The organism is Paenibacillus thailandensis, from assembly GCF_042685365.1.
Lineage (GTDB): Bacteria > Bacillota > Bacilli > Paenibacillales > Paenibacillaceae > Paenibacillus_AP > Paenibacillus_AP thailandensis.
Genome location: NZ_JBHUMY010000033.1, coordinates 42897 through 69818 on the forward strand (window position 1 = coordinate 42897; position 26922 = coordinate 69818).

Annotated in this window: 31 protein-coding genes, 1 tRNA gene and 1 pseudogene; 8 read left to right on the top strand and 25 right to left on the bottom strand. The window is 56.1% G+C overall.

Annotation, left to right across the window (positions count from 1 at the left end):
* Window positions 1-5 precede the first annotated feature (5 nt).
* Complete coding sequence (locus tag ACFSW5_RS21865) at window positions 6-929, top strand: hypothetical protein (protein WP_379277957.1); 924 nt, start codon at window positions 6-8, stop codon at window positions 927-929.
* An 11-nt stretch (window positions 930-940) separates the two neighbouring features.
* On the opposite strand, the gene ACFSW5_RS21870 is transcribed toward ACFSW5_RS21865, so the two are convergent.
* Window positions 941-1156 (bottom strand): YqzE family protein, encoded by a 216-nt coding sequence (locus ACFSW5_RS21870; protein WP_379277960.1) that lies wholly within the window; start codon window positions 1154-1156, stop codon window positions 941-943.
* Between the two features lie 152 nt (window positions 1157-1308).
* Between ACFSW5_RS21870 and ACFSW5_RS21875 the strand changes: the two genes are divergently transcribed.
* Window positions 1309-2040: an N-acetylmuramoyl-L-alanine amidase family protein gene (locus tag ACFSW5_RS21875; RefSeq protein ID WP_379277962.1), complete on the top strand. Its 732-nt coding sequence runs from the start codon at window positions 1309-1311 to the stop codon at window positions 2038-2040.
* Here the strand turns inward: ACFSW5_RS21875 and ACFSW5_RS21880 are convergent.
* Window positions 2005-2835, bottom strand: coding sequence for a divergent polysaccharide deacetylase family protein (locus ACFSW5_RS21880; RefSeq protein WP_379277968.1), 831 nt, complete (start codon window positions 2833-2835; stop codon window positions 2005-2007). The two genes, ACFSW5_RS21875 and ACFSW5_RS21880, sit on opposite strands and share 36 nt — an antisense overlap.
* A gap of 150 nt (window positions 2836-2985) precedes the next feature.
* A complete protein-coding gene (locus ACFSW5_RS21885) occupies window positions 2986-3402 on the bottom strand; it encodes an Rrf2 family transcriptional regulator (protein WP_379278029.1) in 417 nt (138 codons plus the stop codon).
* A 152-nt stretch (window positions 3403-3554) separates the two neighbouring features.
* Between ACFSW5_RS21885 and ACFSW5_RS21890 the strand changes: the two genes are divergently transcribed.
* Window positions 3555-3641, top strand: a tRNA-Leu gene (locus ACFSW5_RS21890).
* Window positions 3642-3714: 73 nt separating this feature from the next.
* Here ACFSW5_RS21890 and ACFSW5_RS21895 read toward each other — a convergent pair.
* From ACFSW5_RS21895 to ACFSW5_RS21905, 3 genes are all read right to left on the bottom strand, one after another.
* On the bottom strand, window positions 3715-3906 hold the full coding sequence (locus tag ACFSW5_RS21895) for a hypothetical protein (protein WP_379277970.1): 192 nt from the start codon (window positions 3904-3906) through the stop codon (window positions 3715-3717).
* Between the two features lie 83 nt (window positions 3907-3989).
* Complete coding sequence (locus tag ACFSW5_RS21900) at window positions 3990-4316, bottom strand: hypothetical protein (protein ID WP_379277972.1); 327 nt, start codon at window positions 4314-4316, stop codon at window positions 3990-3992.
* Window positions 4317-4397: 81 nt separating this feature from the next.
* A complete protein-coding gene (locus tag ACFSW5_RS21905; RefSeq protein WP_379277975.1) occupies window positions 4398-4967 on the bottom strand; it encodes a xanthine phosphoribosyltransferase in 570 nt (189 codons plus the stop codon).
* A gap of 260 nt (window positions 4968-5227) precedes the next feature.
* Here ACFSW5_RS21905 and ACFSW5_RS21910 point away from each other — a divergent pair, with 260 nt between their 5' ends.
* Window positions 5228-6268: a YkvI family membrane protein gene (locus ACFSW5_RS21910; protein ID WP_379278032.1), complete on the top strand. Its 1041-nt coding sequence runs from the start codon at window positions 5228-5230 to the stop codon at window positions 6266-6268.
* A gap of 213 nt (window positions 6269-6481) precedes the next feature.
* Here the strand turns inward: ACFSW5_RS21910 and ACFSW5_RS21915 are convergent, their stop codons facing one another.
* Entirely contained in the window at window positions 6482-7645 is a 1164-nt protein-coding gene (locus ACFSW5_RS21915; protein WP_379277978.1) for a glycosyltransferase family 4 protein, read from the bottom strand.
* A 134-nt stretch (window positions 7646-7779) separates the two neighbouring features.
* Here ACFSW5_RS21915 and ACFSW5_RS21920 point away from each other — a divergent pair, with 134 nt between their 5' ends.
* Window positions 7780-8958 (top strand): GGDEF domain-containing protein, encoded by a 1179-nt coding sequence (locus tag ACFSW5_RS21920; protein ID WP_379277980.1) that lies wholly within the window; start codon window positions 7780-7782, stop codon window positions 8956-8958.
* A gap of 93 nt (window positions 8959-9051) precedes the next feature.
* On the opposite strand, the gene ACFSW5_RS21925 is transcribed toward ACFSW5_RS21920, so the two are convergent.
* Entirely contained in the window at window positions 9052-9423 is a 372-nt protein-coding gene (locus tag ACFSW5_RS21925; RefSeq protein ID WP_379277983.1) for a zinc ribbon domain-containing protein, read from the bottom strand.
* A 271-nt stretch (window positions 9424-9694) separates the two neighbouring features.
* On the opposite strand from ACFSW5_RS21925, the gene ACFSW5_RS21930 reads away from it, so the two are divergent.
* Window positions 9695-10027: a hypothetical protein gene (locus tag ACFSW5_RS21930; RefSeq protein ID WP_379277985.1), complete on the top strand. Its 333-nt coding sequence runs from the start codon at window positions 9695-9697 to the stop codon at window positions 10025-10027.
* A gap of 160 nt (window positions 10028-10187) precedes the next feature.
* Here the strand turns inward: ACFSW5_RS21930 and ACFSW5_RS21935 are convergent, their stop codons facing one another.
* The 15 genes from ACFSW5_RS21935 to nrdI form a co-directional block, all read right to left on the bottom strand.
* Window positions 10188-10427 (bottom strand): cold-inducible protein YdjO-related protein, encoded by a 240-nt coding sequence (locus ACFSW5_RS21935; RefSeq protein WP_379277988.1) that lies wholly within the window; start codon window positions 10425-10427, stop codon window positions 10188-10190.
* 130 nt (window positions 10428-10557) lie between these two features.
* Window positions 10558-11397: a hypothetical protein gene (locus ACFSW5_RS21940; protein ID WP_379277991.1), complete on the bottom strand. Its 840-nt coding sequence runs from the start codon at window positions 11395-11397 to the stop codon at window positions 10558-10560.
* Window positions 11398-11794: 397 nt separating this feature from the next.
* A complete protein-coding gene (locus ACFSW5_RS21945; protein ID WP_379277993.1) occupies window positions 11795-12529 on the bottom strand; it encodes a phosphorylase family protein in 735 nt (244 codons plus the stop codon).
* Between the two features lie 27 nt (window positions 12530-12556).
* On the bottom strand, window positions 12557-13474 hold the full coding sequence (locus ACFSW5_RS21950; protein ID WP_379277995.1) for an ABC transporter permease: 918 nt from the start codon (window positions 13472-13474) through the stop codon (window positions 12557-12559).
* Window positions 13458-14528: an ABC transporter permease gene (locus tag ACFSW5_RS21955; protein ID WP_379277997.1), complete on the bottom strand. Its 1071-nt coding sequence runs from the start codon at window positions 14526-14528 to the stop codon at window positions 13458-13460. The genes ACFSW5_RS21950 and ACFSW5_RS21955 overlap by 17 nt, the downstream gene beginning before the upstream one ends.
* Window positions 14515-16023, bottom strand: coding sequence for an ABC transporter ATP-binding protein (locus ACFSW5_RS21960; protein ID WP_379277999.1), 1509 nt, complete (start codon window positions 16021-16023; stop codon window positions 14515-14517). Before ACFSW5_RS21960 ends, ACFSW5_RS21955 begins: the two co-directional genes overlap by 14 nt.
* 96 nt (window positions 16024-16119) lie before the next feature.
* The gene (locus ACFSW5_RS21965) at window positions 16120-17184 is read right to left on the bottom strand and encodes a BMP family lipoprotein (RefSeq protein ID WP_379278001.1); all 1065 of its coding nucleotides are present in this window, start codon (window positions 17182-17184) and stop codon (window positions 16120-16122) included.
* Between the two features lie 244 nt (window positions 17185-17428).
* The gene (gene rpmG / locus ACFSW5_RS21970; protein ID WP_379278003.1) at window positions 17429-17578 is read right to left on the bottom strand and encodes a 50S ribosomal protein L33; all 150 of its coding nucleotides are present in this window, start codon (window positions 17576-17578) and stop codon (window positions 17429-17431) included.
* Between the two features lie 58 nt (window positions 17579-17636).
* Window positions 17637-18842: a GTP-binding protein gene (locus ACFSW5_RS21975; protein WP_379278006.1), complete on the bottom strand. Its 1206-nt coding sequence runs from the start codon at window positions 18840-18842 to the stop codon at window positions 17637-17639.
* Between the two features lie 289 nt (window positions 18843-19131).
* On the bottom strand, window positions 19132-19404 hold the full coding sequence (locus tag ACFSW5_RS21980) for a DUF2164 domain-containing protein (protein ID WP_379278009.1): 273 nt from the start codon (window positions 19402-19404) through the stop codon (window positions 19132-19134).
* The gene (locus ACFSW5_RS21985) at window positions 19401-20192 is read right to left on the bottom strand and encodes a PhzF family phenazine biosynthesis protein (protein ID WP_379278036.1); all 792 of its coding nucleotides are present in this window, start codon (window positions 20190-20192) and stop codon (window positions 19401-19403) included. Before ACFSW5_RS21985 ends, ACFSW5_RS21980 begins: the two co-directional genes overlap by 4 nt.
* Before the next feature lie 66 nt (window positions 20193-20258).
* Window positions 20259-20708, bottom strand: coding sequence for a GyrI-like domain-containing protein (locus ACFSW5_RS21990; RefSeq protein WP_379278011.1), 450 nt, complete (start codon window positions 20706-20708; stop codon window positions 20259-20261).
* Window positions 20709-20857: 149 nt separating this feature from the next.
* Window positions 20858-21814 (bottom strand): class 1b ribonucleoside-diphosphate reductase subunit beta, encoded by a 957-nt coding sequence (nrdF, locus tag ACFSW5_RS21995; RefSeq protein ID WP_379278014.1) that lies wholly within the window; start codon window positions 21812-21814, stop codon window positions 20858-20860.
* A 35-nt stretch (window positions 21815-21849) separates the two neighbouring features.
* Window positions 21850-23934 carry a class 1b ribonucleoside-diphosphate reductase subunit alpha gene (gene nrdE / locus ACFSW5_RS22000; protein WP_379278016.1) on the bottom strand — a complete coding sequence of 695 codons (2085 nt, stop codon included), beginning with the start codon at window positions 23932-23934 and terminating at the stop codon, window positions 21850-21852.
* Complete coding sequence (nrdI, locus tag ACFSW5_RS22005) at window positions 23921-24280, bottom strand: class Ib ribonucleoside-diphosphate reductase assembly flavoprotein NrdI (protein ID WP_379278018.1); 360 nt, start codon at window positions 24278-24280, stop codon at window positions 23921-23923. The genes nrdE and nrdI overlap by 14 nt, the downstream gene beginning before the upstream one ends.
* 275 nt (window positions 24281-24555) lie before the next feature.
* Here nrdI and ACFSW5_RS22010 point away from each other — a divergent pair, with 275 nt between their 5' ends.
* Window positions 24556-24777, top strand: a complete 222-nt coding sequence (locus ACFSW5_RS22010; RefSeq protein WP_379278021.1) for a hypothetical protein — start codon at window positions 24556-24558, stop codon at window positions 24775-24777.
* Window positions 24778-25054: 277 nt separating this feature from the next.
* Complete coding sequence (locus ACFSW5_RS22015; protein ID WP_379278023.1) at window positions 25055-25672, top strand: thymidine kinase; 618 nt, start codon at window positions 25055-25057, stop codon at window positions 25670-25672.
* A 276-nt stretch (window positions 25673-25948) separates the two neighbouring features.
* Here the strand turns inward: ACFSW5_RS22015 and ACFSW5_RS22020 are convergent, their stop codons facing one another.
* Entirely contained in the window at window positions 25949-26713 is a 765-nt protein-coding gene (locus tag ACFSW5_RS22020; protein WP_379278026.1) for a class I SAM-dependent DNA methyltransferase, read from the bottom strand.
* Window positions 26710-26922, bottom strand: a pseudogene (locus tag ACFSW5_RS22025) (hypothetical protein); the annotation flags it as partial. The pseudogene ACFSW5_RS22025 and the gene ACFSW5_RS22020, both read right to left, overlap by 4 nt.

Sequence of the window (26922 nt, forward strand, 5' to 3'; positions counted from 1 at the left end):
TCCCCATGGTGATTTCAAAAAGGATTCGTATATTGACGTCGGCCGTTCTGGCGGCCGCGATGCTGCTTGCTTATACGCTGGAAACGAAGCCGGTCGTTCATGCCGAAGGAGAAGGAGCTTCTGCGATGCTTGACCAAGCCGAAGCATGGGCGGAGTCCATCTCGAAGCAGCCGGGCTTCGAAAGCTGGAAGAATGCGTCGCTGGAAGCAAGCGCGCTTGGTCCGGGGACGCACGGCTGGCTTGTGCTCGTTAAAGGCGGGGACGGAACGGTTCTAGGGTATTTGGTCGTCCATGCGCTCGAGGCCGCAGAAGAAGGGGACGAACGCCGGGTTTACCGGCTTGGCGAGTATGGCCTCGGCAGGCCGCCGTTTGATTCATCCGCACGGGATTTGGCTCTGCGGCGCTTGGAGCTGGAGTCTTTGTTCAAAGCGGGGAAACTGAAGCAGCGGGAAATGTACGTTCATCCCTTGTTGGCCGCTTGGTCGTTTAACGGTAAATTTGCGGATGCAAGCAGCGGCGAATCGCTTCCCGTCGACGAAGCCGTCTGGACGAAAGCTACCGCCGAAGCCTCCTTATGGAAATCGATTTTGGACGAAATGCCGTCCCTCGTTGCCGCAGACATTAAGCGGGCAACAAGCAATCCTTCGTTTTATCCTTATAATACGCTGCCTTGGTTAACCGGTCAGCCGTTATCCTTCCCCGACGGCTCGGGCGCGGCTTCGATCGAAGCGCGGCTGGACGACGGAGAACCGCTCCGTTATACGGCGGAACGGTTCGACCGCGCCTTGAGGCAGGTCTGGTCCGTTACGGGGTACCACCGTTGGAACGGCGACCTCGTCTTCATCGCGCTGGAAGCCGACGAAACGGAAGGCAGCCGCAGATATGTCCCTCTGCAGCTGCTTCACAAGCTTGGTTCATTTTATCGTTAAGAACGTTAAGGCTATTGCTCCGTCTCCCCGCTATACCGCTGACGGCCGGCAATCTTGCGCCACCACAGGACGATGCCGTAGCCGCCCCAGCCGAACCAGCGCGACATCCAATGCTCGCGCTGGTTTTTTTCCCGTTCTTTATGCTGCTTGCGTTCGTCGCGCGGCGTATCGATATAGGTGACAAAACGCTGCGTCAAATATTTAATATATTCGTTTTCTCCCGCCATCGAAAGAACTCCCCTTTCTTTCCTGAATCGCGGATTGCAATCCGTTTGGTTTAATTCAAGTTTTCCCGCATCCGGCCGGCCGTAAACATGTATGAGTTTGGCTGTTATAAGCCACTCTACAACCGTTGAGTCTAATAGCGGAGGGTAGTGCGATGAAACGGTATCGGAAGTTAGGGAGTTATGCGCTTGCAGGTTTTATCGCGTTCTGCGCGGCCGGCTGGATCAATCCTTCTCCTGTCTTAGCCACGCCGGAAGCCGACGGTTCCGCGCGCGTCCAGACGATGGATCGAATCCATCTGCCCCATGCGGGCATTCTGATCGACGCAGGTCACGGCGGCATCGACGGAGGAACCTTCAGCGGCGAGATTGTGGAGAAAGACATCAACCTTGCCGTTGCCAAAAAGCTTTATTTATTACTTCGCAGCCAAGGCATTCCGGCCATCTTGAACCGGACGGGCGACTACGCGCTCAGCGACGATAACCGCTGGCATATTAGCGGTTCCAGGCATCGGCGCGACCTGTCCCAGCGGCGTCAGCTGACGGAGGAGGTTCGGACGGATTTGCTCGTCAGTCTTCATGTCAACTGGACGAAAGACCGGAGCGAGCACGGTCCGCTCGTGCTTCATCAGGAGAAAGGAGAAAGCGCGCTGCTGGCGTTCTGCATCCAGGACGCATTAAACCGGCTGCAGCAGACCGCTTATTTCCCCAAAGAAGGAAAACCGTTTTACCTGCTGCGCAGAGTCCATCAGCCGGCGGTTATCGTCGAGATGGGATTTTTGAGCAACGAGCGGGACAAAGCGATGCTGACCGACCCGCTTATGCAGAACCGCATCGCCGCTGCGATCGCTTCAGGCATCCGGCAGTATAAGTGGATCACTCGGTAAAGGCGAAACCATCGTCTTCAGCTTGACGAATTCGATCGAGCTTTGCATTGCGGGTATCGACCGTTGAAGAACGCCGGCCGTCTTTTTGCCCGGTACGCCCACATGGCCGATCATGACGCAAGCGTCGTGCGTTTCCAAAAATTTTCGGACCAATGCGAGCTGTCCGGCAATATGTTTTTCGGAATAAACATCGTCCAAAAAAATTTCGTTCGACACAAGCGGTACCCCAAGCTCCGCGGCAACTTTCGGAATAACGCTCTTCCACGTCGTTCGGCTGTCCAGGAAAAACAGCCCTCGTTCCTTGCAAACGGTGAGCACGACGCGCATGACGCGCTCGTCGGCGGTCGCTTTGGATCCCATATGATTGTTCATTCCGATCGCATGCGGAACGTTGTCGATCGCGGCCTCGACCCGCTTGCGGATTTCGTCGTCGGACATGCCGGTCATGATCGCCCCCGGCCCCAGCCACGATTTCAAACCGCTTTTGGGCTCCATCGGCATATGTACGATTACGTCGTGGCCAAGCTTGTGCGCAAGCTCCGCGTCCTCTTTCGTCGTTGGCATAAAGGGCATGACGGCGGCCGTAATTTTAACCGGAAGCTTCAACATATCCTCCGTGCCGTCCATCCGGTTGCCGAAGTCGTCGATGACGATGGCGACATGCCGCTTCGCCGATACGGCCGGCTCTTCCCGGCCGGCTGCAGCCGCCCCGCCGCCGAAGCACAGCGCCGCGATGAATCCGACAGCGATAGCCCGGCGGCTGCAGCCGCCAATCCATTCTATGATTCGCTCCATCAAACTTAAAGCACCTCTTTCGGCTGTGTAGCTTTTTCCATCGTCTTCATTGTTTGTGATCGGGAGGAAAAGTATTCCTTTCTTAGCTACTGAAAAAACCAACCGTGCGTTTCCGCAGGTTGGTTTCTCGAATTGGCGGTTCAGATTAGGCTATAGCTTTGCCTTTAAATCCGCCGCAATATGTTCCAAAGTCATGTCCGCAAGCCGCTGCTCCATGGCCGATTGCGCTTGGTCGAAAGCCGCCTCGAGCGAGGACTGAATGTTTCGGCCGACCGGACAAGCCGGGCTCGGCTTCTCGTGAACGGCAAACAGCTTGTCGGCAGCGATCGCTTTATACACGTCGAGCAGCGTAATTTCATCCGCGGGGCGCGCGAGCTCCGCTCCGGGAACGCCCGGGCTTGTACGGATAATGCCGGCCTTGTTCAAGGAGCCCATGATGCGCCGAATGACCACCGCGTTCGTATTGACGCTTCCGGCAATAAACTCCGAGGTTACCGGCCGGTCTTTAAATAGTTCGATAAGAGACAAAATGTGAATGGCCACGGCGAAACGGTTGTTCGTCATGATGAACACCCTCCTTTGGACCATGACGGAATGATGCTCCCATTATAGGGAGTCGATTATACCGCTGTCAACGAAGCGTATATGCGCTGGGAAGCGAAGGCTTGACTGGATGCCCAAGCCAGTGATATATTAATGAATGTTGAAGTTAATAACATGCGGTCGTGGCGGAATTGGCAGACGCGCTAGATTCAGGTTCTAGTGGTAGCAATACCGTGGAGGTTCGAGTCCTCTCGACCGCACCATATTTCATATGTTGAAGCACCGGCGCGAGAGCCGGTGCTTTTCTTTTTTCGTTGCTTCATTATATTTTTCTCATCATTCGGCTCTCACGAACGTATAGCTTCGGCTAAGCTTGACGACCCGCTTGCTTGGTTTGCGCACAAGTACGGACTCGTCGTCCCAGGCGACGATGATGCCGTACACGTCGTTCGCTTCGATGCCGTCACGGATAATCCGGACCCGCTCTCCGCTTTGGCGGAATTGGTCCAACTCTTCCTCGGATATCATGCGTTGCCCTCCTCTGTCGAAAATAAAAACCCCCCTCCCGGCCCGTTCAGGCGCGAGAGAGGGCCATTATGCTAAAGTCCGGCTTAACCGACATGCTCTTTCGTATCGTTCGTTTCGGTCTCGTACCATTCGTCCAATACGCGCGAAGACATAACCCGTTTCTCGATATACTCCGCTTGACGGGCCGTAAACACGGAACGCCACTCCATCTCCAGCTCGTCGCAAAGCTTGACGATGGTAAGCAGCTCGGACCATGCGACATAACGTTTGTACCAGAAAAATTGCGGATGCTCGATCATATAAGGATACAAATCGTCGAACTCCGTATGCTTGCAATCGAGCGCCCGCTCGAAATGGATCTTGGCATCTGACAATTTGTCTTTCATAAATTCAGCAGACATGTTCCCCATATCTTTTCTGCCTCCCCTCGTCACTGCCTTTATTATAAGCCATAAAGGCGGATGGGAAAAGGGCGTTTCTATTGGTACTTGTTACTCGAACGTAATTTGCCCGTTATGAAGCGACGAAATCCGAACGAGCGGCTCGAGCCGGACGCCTTGCTCGCGGAGCAATTTCCCGCCGTTTTGGAACGTTTTTTCCACGATAACGCCAAGCCCGACAAGCTTCGCACCCGAACGCTCGATAATTTTGACCAAGCCGCGCGCCGCATCGCCGTTGGCGATAATATCGTCGATAAACAGCACGCTGTCGTCCGGCGACAAATATTGCTTGGAAACGAGCAGGTCGGTGACGATCCCCTTCGTAAACGACGGAACCCGTTCGCAATAAGCGTCCGGATCGGCGATGAGCGTTTTTTTGCGGCGGGCGAACACCATCGGGACGTCCAGCTCGTAGGCGGTCGCGAACGCCGCCGGTATGCCCGAGGATTCGATCGTAATCACCTTCGTAATGCGTTCGCCGGCAAAGATGCGGGCGAATTCCTTGCCGATCTCCATCATCAATTTAGGCTCGACCCGGTGGTTGATTATGCCGTCCAGCAGCAGTACGTCGTTCGACAACACGTTGCCGTGTTCCAAGATTTTATTTTTCAGCTTGTCCATCGCTATTCAATTCCCTTCGACTACAATTTCCTTTTCGATAACTTACCATACGAACGGCGGGATGCGCAACCGAAACTATTGCGCTCCGCAAGCGCTCTTCGCCGCCTGAGGCCGGCCCGGCCAGCCAACCTTGTCATGCCCGTCCGCCCGGCGACATATAACTGTAAACAAGCAGGAACGATTTCTTATGTCCTTGTCAAAGGACGAGCATATTTATAAATTTTTATGCTCGAAGACAATCCCGGGGAGGCCCTTCCATGATGAAACGAACGGTTAACGTGCTGCAAATCGCGGCCACCTATATGGGAACGATCGTCGGCGCCGGATTTGCGACCGGGCAGGAAATACTGCAGTTTTTCACCCGCTTCGGCTATTGGGGAACCGCCATGATCGCGGCCGCGACCGTGTTGTTCGTCTGGCTCGGCGTAAAGATGATGCTGCTCGCAAGCGAAATTAACGCCAAGTCCTACGAGGATTTGAACAAGGTGCTGTTCGGGGAGCGTTACGGCCGCTGGGTCAGCCATTTCATGCTCGTAGTGCTGCTGGGGGTTACCGCCGTCATGCTGGCCGGCGCGGGAACGATCTTCTATGAAAACTGGAATATCTCTTATCAAGCCGGGCTGCTGATCACGATGTTCGGCTCCTTCCTGCTTCTCCGCAAAGGGATGAAGGCGATTTTGGCGGTGAACGCCGTCATTGTCCCTCTAATGGTGCTGTTTTCCGTCCTGGTCATGTCCCAGACGTTTCAACTGCCCGAAGCGGACCGTTTCCTCACGCTGCCGACCGACCGTCCGCTCTGGTCCGCGCTGGCCGCCCCGCTTCTGTATACGGCTTTCAATCTGTCCATGTCCCAAGCCGTCCTCGTGCCGCTCGGAGCGGAAATTAAGGACCGCAAATCCATCGTTCTCGGCGCTTGGGTCGGCGGAATCGGCATCGGCTTGCTGCTGCTGGCGGGACATATCGCGCTGTCGGCCCATATGCCGGGCGTGACGCAATACGCGATCCCGATGGGCGGCATCGCAAGACAGCTCGGCAGCGGCGTCCAGCTGGTCTATACGTTCCTTATTTTCGCGGAAATTTTCACGACGCTTATTGCCGACATCTACGGCTTGACGCTTCAGCTGCAGCAAAGAACGAACGGCCCGCGGACGCTTATCATTCTCCTTATTCTTGCGTTCTGCTACTTCACAAGCCAGATCGGCTTCGGCCCATTGCTGTCGACCCTATATCCGCTGTTCGGCTTCGTCAGCATCGGATGGCTGTATTTGATCGCCCGGCAGAAAAAACTGCAAATCCCGTAGCGCTTCCCTTAGCCCGGCAGCACAGAAGCGATAACCGCACGGCGCGGCGCGGTATCGCCGGCAAAGTCAAAAGGCAACCTAAAGGCCGCTAGACGGCTTAAGGTTGCCTTTTGACTGCAATAAAATAGATATGATTCCGTCGTCATCGAAAGAAATTCGATCCAAGCGATTCTCATTCGAGCGGGTTCCGTCATGTCAGGGCCTGCCGCCCCTTTATCGCTCCGCTTCGGACACCGCCTCTTCCTCGGACGGCGCTTGGAGCGACAAGTACACCCTCTTCAGCTGCGAGATGACGCGCTGGAGCGAGTAGTCCTTCTTCGCCTTGTCCCAGCCGGCCCGCGCCAGATTGTACCGGTAGGACGGATCGGCGACCATCTTCTCCATCGCGTCGGCCAAGGCGACCGGATCCTCCGGCGGGACGAGCAATCCGTTCACTCCGTCTTCGATCTGCTCCGCGATCCCCCCGACGTTCGTTCCGATCAAAGCGAGCCAGCACAATGCCGCTTCCGCGAAGACGGAGCCGAACGCCTCCGCTCTTGACGGCAAGACGAAGATGTCGAAGAACGGCATGAATTCTTCGGGATGAAGCATATACCCGTAAAAAATGATGTCGTCGTACAAATCGAGCTCGATCGCCATTTGCTCCAGGTCGCGGCGGATCGGTCCGTCGCCGATAATATGGAGCACGAACGGATATCCCCGTTTCTTCAGCTCCGCGCTTGCCTTCAGCAAAATATCGATGCCCTTCGCGGGAACGAGGCGGCATACCGTAATGAACTGGGGCACCGCGTTTTCGTGCGGGCTCGGCTTAAACCGCTTCTCGTCGAAGCCGTTCGGAATCACTTTAATCTTCTCCGGCTCGCGCACATACGGGGCGATATAATTGCGGAACGACCCGGACACCGTCAGCAGCCGGTCGACCTTCGCTTCCAGCTCCCCGTAAAGCGAGGTAAGAAACCGGTGCTCGGGGCCGCCCGGCTGGATTTTGCCGTTCAGCATCAGCTCGGTCTCGTAGCTGGAGTGTATCGTCATGACGAGCGGCGTATCCGGATAAAGCTGCTTCATCACAAGCGCCGCGATCGGATGATGCGCATGGATAATATCGTATTGTTTCTTAATCCGGAGCTTCGTCCACCAGACGTAATCTTTGTAAGTCTGCAAATATTTATCGATTATCGGGCTGCTGCCGATAAAAGGGGTATGGTCGAACGTTTCGAACGCGACCTCTTCTTGTCCCTTTCCCCGTACGCGCTTCGGCAAGGAGAACAACTCCATATTCCAGCCCAGCTTGTTGAAGCGGTCTTGAATATACGGGACCATGGAGGACACGCCGCCCGGCTGCTCCGGGGGAAAAAACAACGCTTGCAATATATTCATTCGTCCTGACCTCCTTGATTCGGGCTTTAGACCCGCGGCTTGGCTCGGTTATCGATTGGCAGCCGCAGCCAAAACATGATATAGTAGAACATACGTTTCCGTTATTTTATTATTGTAAACGATGGTGGTTGCTAATGACAATTATAACATGGCTGGCCGGTCCAAATGGCCAAATTTTTTGCTCGGCCGCCGTTATGACCATATTGGTGCTTATGCTGTTTATGGCCGTCCGGTTATACGCCAGCTACAAGAACAAAAAAATATACCGGCTGCTTATCTTGTCCATCCCGCTTTTTCTGCTTCAGCACGCGGCGCTGGTATACGCCCCTTACGCAGGCGGACAAGTACGGCCCTGGATGAACCAGGCGGCAACGCTGCTTCAGATCGTATCGTTCATCATCATCAATTTCGTTTTCCTGAAGCTGTACGCCCAGCGCTCCGTCCGCCCCAGAGGGCTGCCCTTCGTCTTTATGACCGTAACCGCGTTTGTCATCGCGGCCGTTCAAGTCGTCTTCGTCGTAAGCAACGGGCTGACGGAGAAAGCGGCGGACGATCTTCATTTTCTGGCGCTGGACTTTTACGGGCTGATCGCCACGTTCATGATCCTGCTGGATACGAGAGGGGCGGAGCTCAATATTAAATATTCCGCGTCGCTCATCGTTTATTTCGTCTTCGGGCTTGCGAGGCTGGCTGCCGAATACGTGTTCCGCGACACGGTGGAGTGGCTTCTCGTTCTGACGAACCTTCTGCCGGTCGTTTACTTCGGGCTGCTGTTCCTGCTTTTGTTCGAATGGGTCATCGAGCGTCTGCTCGTCACCTATCAATCTTCGATAACGGACGGTCTGACCGGATTGTACAACCGCCGCTACTTCCAGCTCAAGGCCGAGCAGCTGCTGCGCAAGCCGAAAGGGATGGCGATCATCTTCTGCGATATCGACAATTTCAAGAAGCTTAACGATACGCAAGGCCATCATAAAGCGGACGGCGTTTTGAAACAGGTGGCGGAAATTATTAAAGAAGAAGCAAGCGGCATCGGCTCGGCGGGACGCTACGGCGGAGAAGAGCTGCTTGCTTGCATTTCGCTCGATAAGGTCAAGGCGCAGGAGGTGGCCGAAACGATCCGCAAACGGGTCGAATCGGAGACGATCGTAACCGTAAGCGTAGGCGTCGGAACTTCGAAGGACGGCGCCAGCGTGCAGGATATCGTCAAGCTTGCGGACCAGGCGATGTACCACTCCAAGACGACCGGCAAAAACAAAGTGACGTTATACGGCAAAATGCCGAAGCAGCGCTCCGCCTCCGTTCCGGTATAACGCGGCTGCCGGAGGCTTCCGCTCCATCTTCCGCTTCCGACGATTACGGGCACCTGCGCCGCGCGCAAGGTGCCCGTCTATCCTTTACCGCTCTCAAAAACCGCCGTCATAAAACAGAACGTCCAGCACCGCTCCTATGCTCCTGCTCTCCCCCAGCACTTCGGCGTCGTAAATTTCGACGAAGCCGCAGCTAAGGCATGAGACGAACAAGTAATGATGATGATTCGCGTCAAGAGGCTTCGCCAAGCCCGATCCTGTAACCGCAACTTCCTTCACCCCGCAAGCGTTGCCCCTGCACTTCGAGCACCGGAATTTATCCGCGATAAGCTCCTCCAGACTAATTTCCCCATAGCCGTCCGCCGCGATTTCGTCTTCCGAAGCATAGCCGGCGATATCGTTTTTGCAGGCAGGACACGTACCGTCCCGCTTCATCGCAATATGTTCATGACACCAGGGGCACTTCACAAGCAATCCGCTCCTTTCCGACCATCCCAGGCATCGCTTTCGCCTTTCTCTTCCCTATATTGTATTGCGTCCCGGCCGGCATATTGACAGCTTGGAGCGGTCCGACTGTCTGTTCGGCATAAAAAACTGTTGCCAAAAGCCGTCGTGCCACTTTGAGACACTTCGGCAAAACGTATCTTAGCGAACGGCTTGAACGGTTTCCGCAAGCGAAGGCGGCAGGCGTAGAACAAGCAGCCCGACGCATAAGGATGATGATGGAGGGAAGAATACCGTGCTTTACCGGAACAACAGCCCCAGAAGCCGCATCGGCTATGTGTTCGTCGCCATCGACTTGTCCAAGGTAAGAGAAGCGGTCGTGATCGACTACGTAGGTAGCACGACCTGCTATTGGGCGATACGGAAAGCGCTGCTGCCGGAGCCGGTCGCTTTTCTCGGCAGCATTGCCGGGCCGATGGCCATCCGGCTGGCGCTCCATTTATGGCGCGAGCGCGCGAATGCCCGGTTGCAGCGGAAACGGAAGCTCATAGCCCCGCAAACGGAGAAGAACGCGCCGACTTTGCGGCCTCCGTCTGCCGCTTCGGCAGGCAGGATCTATATAAACTAAGGATGCTATTATCATAAAAGACTCTAATCTCGCCTTTCGAAAACAGCCCGAAAGATCGTGCACCAGAGCCGTTTCGGAATCGACAAGATCATTTTTCTCGACAAAAATAACCGTTCCGTCATCTGCTTTTTTCGGGCAAATGACGGAACGGCTCCGAGTCTTACCATTCCTGCTTCGGCTTGCGGGGTTTGGACTTCACTTTGTTTTGAACGGCAGGCAAATGCCGTATGCTGCGGCCCATCGGTCCTTTGCACATCGGACAGGACGGATTGTCGCTGCTGAACTCGTCCCTAACCCAGGCTTTGCATTCTTGGTTTTTGCATCTCCAAATTTTTGTAGCAATTAACTTTACCGGTGTGTCTTCCTTTGCTGCCACTCGCTTAACAATCCTTTCGTTCACGCAAAATGATACCGAAAAAATATATCATTTCGAGCCCGGCGAAGTCAATGCCGGACGGAATGGAAGAGCGGGCCGGTCCGGAGGCCGCCCGCCGTTCGGTTCAAGAGGCGCGCATATTCAAACGCCCCGGCTAAAGAATCGCCTGCGCCAGCCGATGCAGCGCTTCGTCCAGCTGCCACACGGCTTCCGACTTGTTCCTTGCATCCACGACGGTTACGGCATCGGCTCCTCGTCCATCGGCGCCGACGACGATATGAAACCGTTCCGATGCGCCCTCCTTAGACGGTTTCCTTCCGCTGAGGCCGATGTCCAGACGCGCCGCGATGCCGCATCCGCGCAGCTCCTCGGCCGCCAGCAGCGCAACGGCGAGGTTTTGCGCAGAGCTGTAGATCGCAACCTCCGAAGACGCGGTACCGGCGGAGCCAAGCCGCTCCATAATCGGCTTCAGCAGCAGCGTCAAGGTTGCCGCAGGGCCGCCCCGCTCTCCGCCGTCCGCGATCCGCTCGCCGTAACCTAGACCGGTTACGTCCGATGAATTCAAACCGGCGATTTCAAAAACAAACCTCGGATTTGCGGAATCGCCGTTCCCCAAGGCCGGGTCGAAGAAGCACGTCTCTTCCAGCCCCAGTTCCCGAAGCAGCACGCGCTGCGCTTCGGCTACGAGGCCGTCCGGGTTATTCCATCCGATCCGGACGGTGATATTAAACTCCCGAAAGCAGCTGACCGCGAGCAGAAGCAGCTCGATTTCGGCAAGCGGCGAAGGGACGTTCGTCGAAGCTGCGACGCATTCGAAGCCTCCGTCCCCGGAAGCCGACTCTCTTAAAGCGTAAGTCCGATGCGAACGGGCGGACGAGCTTTGCGTCCCGCATACGCCGTCCGGCTCGTATCCGTAACGCTTAAAGACGGTTTGAAGCGTTGTCAGCATTCGTTCCGCCGATTTCAGATTCCAGATTGGTCCCCATGTGTTCATTCGATCTCTCCTTTTTTTGAATGGATAACCGACAAACGGTTCCCTTGCCCTTAGGGCGCCAGCGGCAGCCATTTGGCGGCAAAATAAAAAACGCGCCGGACCTCTTGGTCCTGCGCGTTTATATGCCGCAGGGAGGCCAACGCGAAGAGCGTTAGCCCGCCCTGATCGTAATCGGGCGTGCTAACGCTTACTGAAGTAATAATGATGTTGTTGGAGCGTACTTCGAATCATGGCATAAATCTCCTTCAACTGAAATTGCTATGATTATAATGGATTATCGGCGCCTTGACAACCCTTGTCTGCCCAAAAGAAAAAAAAGCCGCTCGTTCCTCCGAAAAAGAAACGGGCGGCTTTTCCGATATTGCCGACGGCCCTCGCGGCTCCGAGCGCGTCCTCGTTACGGACGCGCGAGCTTTACAACGGCTTTGAGCGCCGCGTTAATTTCGGCTTCGACCGCCTCCGCAACGACGTTGCGATGCGGATCGTACCCTTCGTCGACGGCCGTCGAATCGCCGTCCAGCGCCACGATCGCGCCCGCGCGCATGCCGCGCAGCGAAGCGATGACATACAGCGCGGCGATCTCCATCTCCACCGCGACGGCGCCCGCCTTGCGGTACGCTTCGTGCGGCAGCTCGACGACGCCGCTGAAGAAGGCATCCACCGTTACCGTGATGCCTTTGCCGACCAGGCCCGGCGCTCCCGCTTCCAGCGCCGCTTCATACAGCGCGGCCGCGACAGCTCCGTCCGCCACGGCCGGATAACCGTCCGGCACGAGCTGGCGCGTCAATCCTTCCTCGCGCGCGGCCGCCGTGCTGACGATCAGGCTGCCGGCCTTGTAATCGCCGGACAGCGAACCGGCCGTACCGACGCGAATGACCGTCTTGACGCCGGCTTTCGCCAGCTCCTCGAAGCAGACCGCCGCGCCCGGAGAGCCGACGCCATGGCTGACGACGGCAAGGCGAACGCTTTCGTATTCGCCGACGAACGTGCGGTATTCCCGCGCATGAGCCAGCTCCTTCGCGTTCGCGAGCTTATGCGATATCGCTTCGGCGCGGAACGGATCGCCGACGACGATCGCGGTTTCCGGCATATCGGCGGGATTCACCCGCAGGATGGGCAGCAGTTCGGACATTTCGATCAAGCTCCTTTATCGTTTCGCTTACTTCCCGCCGATCCGCCCGGATTGGCGCAGGTAAGCTTTGTCTTTGAAGAAAAACATCGCGATAATCGTCATGACGTACGGCAGCATCGACGTAAAATGCGTCGGCATCGAAAAGCCCTGCAAACGCGTGCTGACCGCGTCCATAAAGCCGAATAGCAGGCTGGAGGCGGCGACGCCAAACGGGTTGTTTTGCCCCAGCATCGTTGCGACCAGTGCAATAAAGCCGCGGCCCGAGGTCATGTTTTCGGTGAACAGCGTCACCTGGCCGAGCGACAGCTGCGCGCCGGCCAGCGCGCACATGACGCCGCTGGCGATGACAGCGCCGTATTGATATTGCTTGACGCGCAGCCCCAAGCTTTGCGCCGCGGCCGGGTTTTCGCCGACGGCGGTCATGCGGAAGCCGAGCACCGTTTTGTATACGATAAACTGAAGCGCGAAAATAAGGACGAAAGCCAAATAAACGAGCGGCGTGTAGCCGGACAGCAGCTCTCCGAGCACCGGGATGTCCTTGACGACAGGGATGTTCCATTCGGACAAGCCTTTCATCGCCGTATCGTAATACTGGCCTTTGACGTCAAAGATCGCAAACAGGCAGAACGCCGTAAGCCCTGCGGCCAGCATGTTGATCGCGACGCCCGCCACGATGGCGTTCGCCTGCAAGTGGATGCTTAAATAGCCGAACAGCAGCGCAACGACGGCTACGCATGCGCAAGCGAACAAGATGGCCAGAAGCACGTTGTGAAACAAATAATTGCCGACGATGGCGGTAAACGCGCCGGTCAGCATCATCCCTTCCAATGCCACGTTAAAAATGCCGACCCTCGCGCACAAAGCGCCGCCGAGAGCGGCCAGCAGCAGCGGCGCGACGCTGCGGATCGTCGAAGTCAGCAGCGTCCAATCAAGAAACGTTTCCATCTGCAGCCCTCGCTTTCCTCCGTTTCAAAAAAGACCACGTAATGCGCGCCGAAACGAACAATATAATCGACGCCTGAATGACGCTCGAGATTTCGAGCGGCACGTCCGTGTTCCGCTCGACGCCGGAGCCGCCCGTCTGAAGCGCGGCCAGCAATATCGCGGCGGCGACCGTGCCGATCGGATTGGAGCCCGCCAGCAGCGTTGCCGTAATGGCCGACCAGCCGTAACCCGGCGAAGTAATCATGTTGTCCATGTAGCGGTACTGGTTGCCCATGACTTCGAAAGCGCCCGCCAGCCCCGCGAGCGCGCCGCTCAGCATCATGCTGAGAAATACGAGGCCGCCGCGGCGGATGCCGCCGTATGCCGCAAACAGCGGATTGCTGCCGAGCATCCGGATTTCGTAGCCTTTCGCCGTGTAGCGAAGGAACAGCGCAAGCAGGGCGGCGGCGACGATCGCGACGATAAACCCCGCATGCAGCGTCATGCCGGAGAACAGCTTCGGCAGCCAGACCGACTTGTCCAGCATTTCCGTCTGCGCGCCGCCCGTCCCGCCTTTCGCCTTAAACGGATAAGTAACCATATAGCTCGCGAACAAAGATGCGATATAGTTCAGCAGAAGCGTCGTAATAAGCAGGTTCATCCGGAATTTTGTGTCCATCCAGCCGGCCAGCGCGGACCACAAGCCGCCGGCGAGCATGCCGGCAACGATAGCGGCTGAGATTTTGACAGCCGCCGGCCCCGGCACGTAAAGCGCCGCAAGAGCGGCCGACAACGCGCCAAGCACCATCTGGCCTTCGACGCCCAGGTTAAAAAATCCGGCGCGGAACGCAAGCGATACCCCAAGCCCGGCCAATATAATCGGCGTCGCCCGGGTCAGCGTGGACGTCGTGAAATAAAAGCTGCCGAAGGCGCCCTTCCACAGCTCGGCGTACGTTTCCGTTACCGAGCCTCCGACCGTCCATATGGCGATCGCGCCGACCGCAAGGCCCAGCACGACCGCGATCAGCGGGCTGAGCAGCGGCTTCCAAACATTCAGCCAATTAAGCCGTTTCATGAGCCGAACCTCCTGCCATCAAAAGGCTTATTTTCTCTTCCGTGGCCTCTTCGGCCTTCAGCTCGCCCGATATTTTCCCTTCGTACATGACGAGAATCCGGTCCGACAGCTTTAAAATTTCGGTCAGCTCCGACGATACGAGCAGAATCGCGCCGCGGTCCGCCCGGCGCTTCAGCAGCGCGTCGTGAATGATCTCCATCGCCCCGACGTCGACGCCTCGCGTCGGCTCGGCGGCAATAACGAAAGACGTGCCGTGTGCCATCTCGCGGGCGACGATCAGCTTCTGCATGTTGCCGCCGGACAAATGCCCGACCTTCGTATCCAAGGAGGCGGTTTTCACTTTATATTGGGTCACCCATTTGCCGACCGTCTCGCGGATCGTTCCCCGCCGAAGCAGCCCTCTGCGGCTAAACGAGCCGAGATGCCCCATCATGCCGTTGTCTGCGACCGTTTCATCCTTCGCCGCCCCCCACATGTAGCGATCCTCGGGAATATGCGCGAAGCCGGCTTCGCGCACCTCTCTCGGCGAAAGGCCCGTAACGTCTTTGCCGTTAATCGAGATCCGCCCTTCGGAAACGGCGATTAAGCCGGATATCGCCTGGATCAGCTCGGACTGTCCGTTCCCGGATATGCCCGCGATGCCGACGATCTCGCCTTCCCTCACCTCAAAAGTAATATCCGACAGAAGCGGCTTTGCGCCCTTGGCGCCCGCCAGCGTCACCCGTTCCAGCGCCAGCACGGCGCCGCCCGGCTCAAGCCGATCGCGCTCCTGCTTCGCGAGCTCCCGGCCGACCATTAGCCTCGACAGCCGATCGGCGTCGGTTTCCGACGCCTTCACGGTTCCCGTCACCTTGCCGTCGCGCAGCACCGTGATCCGGTCGGCCGTTTCCATCACTTCGTTCAGCTTATGGCTGATCAGAATAAAGCTGATGCCTTGTTTGGACAGATCCTTAATCGCCTTCAGCAGCCATTCGACCTCCAGCGGCGTAAGCGCCCCGGTCGGTTCGTCCAAGATAACGATTTTGGCGCCTTGCCCAAGCACCTTCAATATTTCGACGCGCTGCTGGATGCCTACCGGGCAGTCGGCGATTTTTTGCCAAGGGTTCACCGGCATGCCGAATTTCTCGGACAACGCGCGAACCTGTTCCGCGGCCGCCTTCCGGTCGAAGGTGATTCCCGCCTTCGGCTCGCGTCCGATCATAATGTTCTCGGCAACCGTAAACGACGGAAACAGCATAAAATGCTGATGCACCATTCCGATACCGGCCGCGATCGCGTCGGAAGGGGAAGCGAAGGACATCTCCTTCCCTTGCACCGCAATGCTTCCGGACGTCGGCCGTTCTTCGCCGTACAATATTCGCATCAGCGTCGATTTGCCCGCCCCGTTTTCGCCGACGAGCGCATGCACCTCTCCTTCTTCCAGCGAGAAATCGACGGCGTCGTTTGCGACGAGGCTGCCGTACCGTTTCGTAATGCCGGTCATCTGCAACAACATGTCAACGTTTGCTCCTTTCTATCCCGCTTTCGTTCGACAACATACGACAAACCGGTTGCGTATAAGCAACCGGTTCGATCCTTTGCGCCTTCAGGCCTACTCGGCCATCGGGTTTTTCACTTCGATCTTGCCAGACACGATGTCGTCGCGAATTTGCTTCACTTTATCCACGTTTGCTTGGCCGATAAAATCGCTGAGCGGAGATTCCGTCTCGGCCGTCACGAACGTTATGCCTACGCCGTTTTCCTTCAAGCCGTAGCTCGCGGAGCCGTAGCTGAAGTTGCCTTCCATGAAATCTTTAGCCGTTTCGTACGTTACGGTATCCGTTTCTTTCAGCTGCGACAGGACGACATGCTCCGGATCTTCGACCGTACGGTCGGTGTCTTGGCCTGCCGTATAGAAGCCTTTTTCCTTCGCCGCTTCGAACACGCCGGAATCGCCGACGGCGGACATGCCCGCAACGAAGTCCGCGCCTTGCGAGTTTTGCAGAAGGGCAAGCTCCTTCGCTTTCGCCGGATCGGTAAAGCTGCCTACGTAGTTGACCAGGAACTTGGCCTCCGGGTTGACCGATTTCAAGCCTTGCTCAAAGCCGGACGTATATTTGCCGAGCAGCGGAGTTTCCATCGCTACGACCGCGCCTACCGTGTTCGTCTTGGTCGACAAGCCCGCAAGCGCGCCCATCAGGTAAGCCGCTTCGTGTTCGCGGAACTCGATGCTGCGGACGTTAGGAGCGTCCACTACCGTATCGATAATCGCAAACGGCTGCTCCGGATTTTCGGCCGCCACCTTCGTCAGCGCGTCCGCCGCCGTGTATGCCGCAGTAATGATCAGGTCGTATTTTTCCGCGACGACGGCGCGCAGGTTTTGCTCGACTTGCGTCGGATCCGTCGACTCGACGATTTGATATTCGAAACCGAACTCTTCGGCCGCTTGCTTCAGACCGTCTTCCATTTGCGTAAAGAACTGGTTGACGCCGATTTTTTCCGGGGTAACCAGGACGATCCGTTTTTTCTCGCCCGAAGCGTTGTCCGACGGCTCGGAGCCGGCGTCAGCGCTTGCGCCCGCGTTCGCGGCTGCGTTTCCGCCGCCGTTATTCGAGCCGCAGCCGGCGACTATAACCGCAAGCAGCAAGAACATGATAAGGCCTGTCCACTTTTTCATTTTTTTCGTTTCTCTCCCTGTCTCTAAAAATAAAAAACAAATCATTATATCAAATTTAGTAACAAATGAACCGCATGTCAATAAAGAATACGCAATATTTTCAACATATTTCGACAATTCCGCCTTAAGAGACCGGGCTTTTTTGATAGAGTCGATCGCTTTTGCCGGGTCGTTTGGATCGGCTTCACGAAAAAAAAGCGTTTGAGCTCCCCAGTAGGGCAAGCCCAAACGCCTATTTCTCCGTTTACCTCGTTTCCCGATGAAGGGTCCGCCGTTTCAACCGGGGACTATATTTCATCAGCTCCAGCCGCTCGGGATTCGTCCGCTTGTTTTTCGTCGTCACGTAATTGCGGTCGCCGGTTTCCGTGCACTGCAGCGTTATAATGACTCGCATTGCCGCCACCTCCTTGCCATCCTAATTGTAAAAACCGCCTATAGCCGGCAACCCTCGGTCAACCGACCTCCGCATACGCCTTCGGGAACGGATCGGGAAGCCTCCCCCAATCCTGCTGCTGCAGCTCTTCGCCGGTTAACAGGCAGCCGTCCAGCTCGGCCGTCAGTTCCGGCACGTTCATGTCCATCCCGATAAACACGACTTTGTTGATGCGGTCTCCCCACTTCTCGTTCCAACCGCCCGCCAGCTCGGCGTTTTCCCGCAAGAGCTGTTCCCTCTCCCGCTCCGGCAATGCGGCGACCCAATAACCGGCGGGTCCGATCTGGACCGAAGGGCCTGCTTGGCTGAAGCTTTGCGCTTGCTCGTTTCGCGTTGCCAGCCACAAAATGCCTTTGGCCCGGACGATTTCGGCCGGCCATTCCTGCATCCAGGCCATGAGCCGTTCCGGATGGAACGGTCTCACCCGCTCGTATACGAAAGAGGATATGCCGTATTCCTCGGTTTCCGGCGTATGCACGGGCTTCTCCAGCTCCTGGATCCAGCCCGCCGAGCGGCTTGCTTCCTCGAAATCGAACAGGCCGGTGTTCAAAATTTCGGCGGGATCGACGACGCCCCTGCTCGTCCGGATAAGCTTCGCTCTGGGCTGAAGCTTGCGGAGCACGCCTTCGAGCCTATGAAGCTCTTGTTCGCTCACCATGTCGCATTTATTCAATAGAAGCACGTCGCAAAACTCAATCTGATCGATCAGGAGATCGACCACGTCCCTATGGTCGTCCTCTCCGGCCGCTTGCCCCCGCTCCAGCAGCGTTTCGCCGGAAGCAAAGTCGTTCCAGAACCGGTACGCGTCGACGACCGTGACCATCGTGTCCAGGCGGCAATAACGGGAAAGATCGATGCCCGACTGCTCGTCGACATACGTAAACGTCTGCGCGACCGGAACCGGTTCGCCGATGCCCGTCGATTCGATCAGAATGTAGTCGAACCGGTTCATCTTCGCAAGCCGCTCCACCTCCTGCAGCAGATCGTCCCGCAGCGTGCAGCAAATGCAGCCGTTGGACATTTCGACCAACGTCTCGTTCGTCCGCGACAATCCTCCCCCGTCCCGGATCAGATCCGCATCGATATTGACCTCGCTCAGGTCGTTTACGATGACGGCAACCCGCAGCCCGTTGCGGTTGTTCAACACATGATTCAAAATCGTCGTTTTTCCCGCGCCCAAATAACCGCTTAATACGGTCACGGGGATCGGCTTTCCGTTTTCCATTCCTTGTCTCCTCTTTCTAAACGGTCTTTTTGCGAACGGACTTGGCCTTCTCTGCAACAATCGTCAGGCTCCGTTCGTCACTCGTTTAATTCGTAATCATTACGATTAATGTCCAAAAAGAAAAGGCTCACCATAGCAGCCTTTCGGATTTAATCGTAATTATTACGATTAATATAGCATTCGTTTTTTTCCGCGTCAAGTCTGTTATTCCGAAAAAAATGTCCCGTTTAAATGGCTGCTGCAATTGTACAGCTCGCAGCTCCAGCCGTCCTCCGTTTTCCCTCTCCGATTATTTGCCCGATCGGCCTCCGGACAAGCTTTTTTCGAGCGCATAAAGCTCATCCTCCATAGCCTGCATCCGTTCCACGACCGTCCTTCTCGCATCCTGAATCGCCTGGTTATAAACGAACGGCCCCAGCTCGCGAATCATAAAATCGAGCAGCTGTTCGGCAGCGATCGAACCAAGCGTCTCCGACCGCTCCAGTTCGAAGTAACGCTGAATCCGGCTTACCATCTCTTCCTTTTGCTCCCGCGGAAATTTCATGCCCATTATCGGAGTCACGCCTCCAGCCTCCCTTGCATCACCGTCACCGCTTGTCCGGTCAACCTCAGGCGGTCCCCGGACAGCCTCGTTTGAACAAACCCGCCTCTGGCCGACGCCTGATAGCCGGTCAGCACCTCTTTCCGCAGTCTCTTCCCCCAATAAGGCGCAAGCGCGCAATGAGCCGAGCCCGTTACCGGGTCCTCTGCAATCCCGACCCCCGGCGCAAAGAAACGGGAAACAAAATCATAGCCGGCTCCCGCCGACGCCCTGCTCGTCACGATAATCCCTCTGCAATCCAGACTTTTCAGCAGCCCGAAGTCCGGCCTAATCGTTCTGACCGTCTCTTCGCTATCCGCCTCGATAAGCAAATCCATCCGGTTGCGCCCCGTATATCTCGGTACGATGCCAAGCCCTTCGATCGCCGCTGGCGGCGTTTGCGCCGGTTCGACCGGCTCCGCCGGGAAGTCCATCTCAATCCCGCCGTCATCCGTCCGGCTGCATACAAGCAGGCCGCTATGCGTATAAAAGCGGGCTTCCGCGCCGGACGCAAGCCGGCCTGTCTGCCATAACACATGGGCCGAAGCAAGGGTTGCGTGCCCGCATAACTCGACTTCCCGCTCCGGCGTAAACCATCGGAGGCGCCAGCCTTCTTCCTCGCGCAGCACAAAGGCCGTTTCCGACTGGTTCATTTCCGCCGCCACTTGCCGCATCCAGCCGTCCTCAGCGGCTTTCTCCAGCAAACAGACGGCCGCGGGGTTGCCGCGGAATGCTTCCGACGCAAAAGCGTCCACCATATAAATCGGGATCAATCGCTTCTCCTCCTTCAGAAAAAAAAGAGGACTCTATAAAGTCCTATTGTCTCGGTATGCTTCTTATTTAATTGGTATAAGGAGTTCGACGGGCTCCTCTTCCAAATGCGGTTCATCCACATAAAAAATTTCCAGCGATACGGCGTTTTCCAGCTTTTCAAGCCGGTTTTCCTGCATCCAGGCGAACAGCTGCTCGTAGCCCTCACCGATTCTTTTGTTCGAACAGTCCACCATCGCATAACGATGCTCCGGAATCGTAAACTGCACCATGCCCGGAGGAACTTCCTCCAAATGCTGTACCTCATAGCAAGCCCAATACGTTGCGAACGCTTCGTTGCCGAAATAAGGGCTGTACAGCACCGTCGACCTCAGCTTATCGCCAAGCAGATGCTTTCGGGCCAGCATTTCGGTCTGGAGCCTGATCGCTTCGTCCGGGAACGTGGAGTAAGGGCCGCAATAGCTGATGCCAACAAGGTTCAATGCCGGTTTCGTTACGATCGAGCAATTGTCCATGCTTTATTCCTCCTCTGACAGGTCGGGGCTTAATCGCCTGGATAAAAAACGTATCGTCCACAGTTTACCACGAATACCCGGCAATGAATAGTCAAGCAGCGATTCAGGCGAAAAAAAAGGACTGCCGCCAAGGGCAGTCCTTCCGTCTATTAAACGTTAAAAACGAAATCGTCGTCCGTCAATTGCTCGATGTTGATCGCGCGAACGTAGCCGTTCCCTTTCTTCGAGAAGAAGTCATGCTGCTTCGTATGCGTGCTGATGCCGTTGAACACGATCGGATTGACCGGCTCGTCCGGGAAATAAGGATCGAAGCCCAAATTCATCAGCGCCTTGTTCGCATTGTAACGGACGTACGTCTTCACCTCGTCCTGCAGGCCGATCGCCGTATACAATTCGTCCGTATAAGCCGCTTCGTTCTCGTACAGCGTAACCAGCAGGTCCATCAGCTCGTCCTTCAGCTTCTTCTGATCCTCCGGCGTAAACTCCTGGTACAGCTCCTGCGCCAACGTGCCCACGTACAAGCCGTGAATGCTTTCGTCCCGCAAAATAAGGTCGATAATTTCGCCGCTGCTCGTCATCTTGCCTTGGCCGGCCAAGTAAAGCGGGTAGAAAAAGCCGCTGTAGAACAAATAGCTTTCCAGGAACACCGATGCGGCCATCGCCTTGTACAGATCTTGTTTCGTTTGGATATTCGTGTACCAGGATTCGATCAGCTTCGCTTTAAATTGCAGCCTCTCGTTATTTTCCACCCAATTGAAAATTTCGTCGATCTCTTCGGTGGAAGCAAGCGTCGTAAAGATGCTGCTGTACGATTTGGCATGGATCTGCTCCATCATCGACATGAAGCCGAGCACCGCTTTGCGCTGCAGCCCTTCCACATGCTCCAGCACCTTCGGCATCCCGACGCCGCCTTGCAGCGTATCCAGAAGCGTCAGCCCGCCAAGCACATGCTTGTAAGCCGTGCGCTCGTCATCGGTCATTTCCATCCAGTCCATTTTGTCGTCGGACAAAGGAATTTCGTCGTCCGTCCAGAACTGCATAATGTTTTGCTGCCAGAACGTCAAGGTGAAATCGTCGTCCGGCCGGTTCCAGTTAACTGCTTTCATCAGATTAAGGCTCCTTTGTTATGATCAATGCCCGTTTAAACGGCGCAGCTCGTGCATTCCTCGATCGAAAGCTTCTTCGTGCGGGTATAGTAAAGCGACTTCAGCCCTTTTTGCGCCGCGTAAATATAGAAGCGGGCAAGCTCGCGGGTCGATACGGTGCTGTTCACGTGCAGCACGGTCGAAATTCCTTGGTCGACATGCTGTTGAATTTCCGCAACCATATCGATCAGGCGGAATTGGTCGATGTTGTAAGCCGATTTATAGAACCATTGCGTCTCCGCGCTCAGGAACGGCATCGGATAATACGTCGTCGAGTTGGCGTACGTGCGCGTCTCGATATGCTCCACGATCGGCATGACGCTCGATGTCGCGTTCTGGATGTACGAAATGCTTTGCGTCGGCGCGATGGCCAGTCGGTAAGCGTGATACAAGCCGTGCTTCTGCACCTGCTCCTTCAGCTCCGCCCAATCTTGCGGCGAAGGGACTTCAATGCCTGCGAACAGCTCCTTCACGCGCTCCGATTGCGGACGGAAGTCTTTCTCCAGATAACGGTCGAAATAAGTTCCTTTCGCGTATTCGGATTTCTCGAAATCCTTGAACGTCACGCCGCGGTCGCGGGCGATTTCCATGCTTTGCTGCAAGGAATAGAAGTTCATCATCATAAAGAACGTGCTCGCGAACTCTCTGGCTTCCGCGCTTTCGTACGCGATTTTGTTTTTGGCCAGGTAGCCGTTCAAGTTCATGGCGCCGAGTCCGACCGAATGCAGCTCGTTGTTCGCGCGAACGACGCCGGGCGCATTTTCGATGCGGGACAAGTCGCTGACCGTCGTCAACGCTTCGATGCCGACGCGAACCGAGTCCTTCACCTTGCCGGATTCCATGACGTTCACGATGTTAAGCGACGCCAGGTTGCAGCTGATGTCTCTGCGGATCACGTCCTCTACGCCGTAATCGTTGATCGTCGAGGTTTCCATCAGCTGGAAAATCTCCGTGCACAAGTTGGACATTTTGATCTGGCCGATATCTTTCAGCGCGTGAACGCGGTTGGCGTTCGATTTGTTCACGATGTACGGATAACCGGATTCGAGCTGGATCGAAGCGATCTTCGTCATCATGTCGCGGGCGCTCATCACCGTTCTTTTCGTCACTTGGTCGTTGGCGAGCAGCTCTTCGTACATCTCGTCCATATCCAGGTCGTCGAGATGTTTGCCGTACGCCTTGTATACGGAATAAGGGCCGAATACGACAAGCGGCTTGTTCTGGGCGGCGAGCTCGTAGAACTTGTTCGGAATGATCAGGCCGATCGACAACGTCTTGATGCGCAGCTTTTCGTCGGCGTTGATTTTTTTGGAATCGAGAAACTCGATCACGTCCCAGCCGAAAATGTTGTAATAGCCTGCGCCCGAGCCTTTGCGCTGACCCATCTGGTCGGCGTAGGAGAACGCGTCCTCCATCAGCTTCAGAACCGGCATGATGCCTTTGGCCGCTCCGGCCACTCCTTTGATCGGCTCGCCGCGTCCGCGCAGCTTGGACAAGTTAACGGCTACGCCGCCGCCGATTTTGGACAGCTGCATGCAGGTGCCGATGACGTAGTTGATCGAGTTGAGCGAATCGTCCATCTCCAGCAGGAAGCAGGAGACGAGCTCGCCGCGGCGGCTTTTGCCCGCGTTCAGGAACGTCGGCGTCGCCGGCTGCAGCCGCTGCTCGATCATCGCCTCCGCGATGCGGGTCGCTTTGCCGATATCGCCTTCGCCGAGATAAAGCGCCACGATCGCCACGCGGTCGGAGTATTGCTCCAAATATTTGCTCTTGTCGTTTGTTTTCATCGCGTAGTCCTTGTAGAACTTCGAGATGGCCATATACGATTGGAACTGGAAGCCGGCGTTAGCCGTCAATTCAAATACGGATTCCACTTGCTCGTATGTATATTTGTCGAACACGTTCTCGTAATAATCGTTGGCGATCAGGTAATCCAGCTTCTCGCGCAGAGACGGGAACTTCATCGTTTTCTCCTCGACCTCTTCCATAAATGCGAGAACCGCTTCCTTGTCTTTGTGAAGCTGGTAAAAGCCGTCTTCTCCGCGTTGCATCAATTCGTTGTTCAATTCAATATGCTTCAATGATTCGCACCCTTTCGACAAATTGTTCCGTATCATGAGCCGTTCCGGATAATTCAAATTTCGATATGACCGGCACGCCGTACATTTCGGATATCGTGTCCGCGCTTTTCGCAAAGCCGGCTCCCCAGTTCCGGTTGCCGCTGGCCGATACCCCTTTCAGCATCTTGTAGTTGCGAGAGAGAAAAGTTTTGACCTTCTCCGGCACCTGTCCAAAACCCGTCGTATACGTGACCAGCACGTAAGGCTCGTCCACCTCTTGACGCTCCTCGATCGGGATGGCGCGCATATTCAGCTTGCTGACAAACCGCTTGACGTTTCCGGTTTTGGAGTCGTAAACAATCAGCATCTCTCTATCACTCCTATTGAATTTCAGCAATCAAAAAGCGCCCCGGCTCAGGCAAAAGTTCCGGACGCGCTCACGACGATTAAGTACTAAACATAGGTTGTGGAGCTGTAAATTCACAATATGTAGTTGATGTGATTGATTTTACATCAATATATAGATTCCGTCAAGGAAAAATAGGATCCCAGTCGCGGCGCGGGATTTGGCGCACTCGACTATTCTATCAGATCAAGATATGATGGGATAGTGACATTTTATAGATTTATCGGAGGTCCAAAATGGAAAATCGGATGACGCCGGAGAAAGCAAAACAAGCGCTGCTTGAGCTGTTCAAGGATGCGGGCCGCACGGATCCGGGTCTGCTGGAATACGTCGAAAGCCTGTCCCGGGAGAACGGAATCTTGAAGCAGGAGCTTCGCAAACGGCGGGCGGCCGGCAGGTCCGTGGCGCTGCGCGACGGGGGAAACAACAGCCGGTTGTATGACGCGCTGCGGGAGTAAGGCCCGTTCGCCCGGCAATCAAGCGCGACCGGAATAAAGTATGGGCTAGTAGAAAAAACTCGAATCATGCGTCTAGGCATGCCGAACACATACGAGGCATTTGACAAGCTTTTCTATTATACGACATAACCCATTCGGGAAAAAGACTTGACTTCACGCTGAAACGGTCTAGTCGTCCAACACTTACGAACGAACCGTTTCGGCCAGAAGGATAAGCCCGGTATAAGGGTTATACGGATAATTTCTTATATTTAGATAAAGGAGCAATCATCGGAGTATGGAAAAAGGCATCATCACGGTAATAACAGGACCGATGTTTTCGGAGAAATCGGGAGAATTGATCAAGCGGTGCCGGAAGCTTCGGGATTTCGGACGCAAAAAGGTGATCGCCTTCAAGCCCGCCGAAGATACCCGTTTCGTCCAAAACGAAATCGTCAGCCGCAGCGGCTACGGCATGGAAGCGGTATGCGTACCGCGCCGGCTGCCGAAGGAGTGGACGGACGCGATCCTTGCCCAATCGGCAGACGCCGACGTCGTGGCGTTCGACGAAGCGCAGTTTTTTGCCGAGCCGATCGTCGGGCTCGTCGAGGAGCTTGCCTGCCGCGGCAAAATGATCATCTGCGACGGGCTGAACCTCGACTACCGCGGCAAGCCGTTCGGCTGCATGGGCAGCTTGCTGGCGATGGCCGACGAAATCGTCAAATTGACCGCCTACTGCGCCGTCTGCGGCGATCCGCACGCCGCTTATACGCAGCGCATCGTTGGCGGTCAACCGGCCTTGCCGGGCCCGATCGTCCTGATCGGCGATACGGAAAGCTACGAGCCGCGCTGCCGCCGCTGTTTCGTGCCCCCGCACAAAGCGGCCGAAGCTCGCGAAGCAAGCACGCTTCGATAGTCCGGGGCGCTCGGGCTTCAGGGCAGCCGCAGGCAAGCGGTTGCGGGCCGTGAGGCGGAGCGCGGCGTCAATGCGATACATAATAAAAGCTCCTGTCGGGAGCTTTTTCCACGATGAATAACCCTGCGTATAAACTAATAAAGCGGAGAGACTTTTTTAGGGGTGCCCCCTGGAAGACATCTCCGCTTTTCGTTTTAGCCGATATACTAATCAACAAAAAACCTGAAAAACCCGTTTACCTGCAAAGATACAGGAAAACGGGCGATTCGCTTAATGTCATTTGACCGCCGCAAAAAAAAGCCTCTCCGAATGAGGCGTCGGCGCTTTAAGCTCAAAATCGGCGTACCGGTCCACTTGTCTGAAGCCCGCGCGCCTTAAAGCCTGCTCGATCCAATCGGCATCGTACGCGCGCTGCACGTGCGTCTCTTCAAACCGGCTGAACCGGCCGTCCTCTTCGCGGGAAAAAATCGTAAGGTTATGCTCGATTTCGCATCTCGGCCTGTCCAAATCGCAGGTCCATATGTAAGCGACGTCGCGCTCGTCCAGAACGAACGGCTGCTCTTCTCCGTATTCGATCAAGCGGCTTTGCGGATGGACATCGAACAAAAAAACGCCGCCGTCGCGCATACCGTTATAGGTCGCTTTAAACGCCGCCTCGACGTCTTTTTCCTCCACCAGATAATTCACGCAATCGCAGAAGGATATGACGGAGTCCATCGGCTCCGGCAGCTTCCAATCCCGCATATCCTGATTGAGCCAACGGATAGACCCGGGCCCGGTGCGCAGATCGAACCGGGAGGTCTCGTCCCATTTGCTGCGGGCAACGGTCAGCATATCGGAAGACAAATCGATTCCGTATACTTCGAATCCGGCACGGGCCAGCGGAATGGAAAGGCTCCCCGTCCCGCAGCCCAAGTCGGCGACCGTTGCCGGCATTCCGTATTTGTTCCAGCACTCGCGGGCGAAGCGGAGCCAATCGGCATAAGGCATGTCTTCCATCAAGCGGTCGTAAACGAGCGCAAAACGTCCGTAGGAGCTCATTCCTCGTCCCCCCACTTGGACCAGTCCCGCTTGCTTCCGGCACCGCCGCTCCGCTCTCCGCGTCCGCGGACGGCCCCTTGGCCGGCGCCTGACGCCGCGCTTCCGCGCCGCAACGCGCTCGCTCCGCCGCTGCGCCCGCCGCCGCCGCGGGCCGCTCCGTCACCGCCGTACGAGCCGCCTCCGCGCCGCGCCGGGAGCGCTCCGCCGCT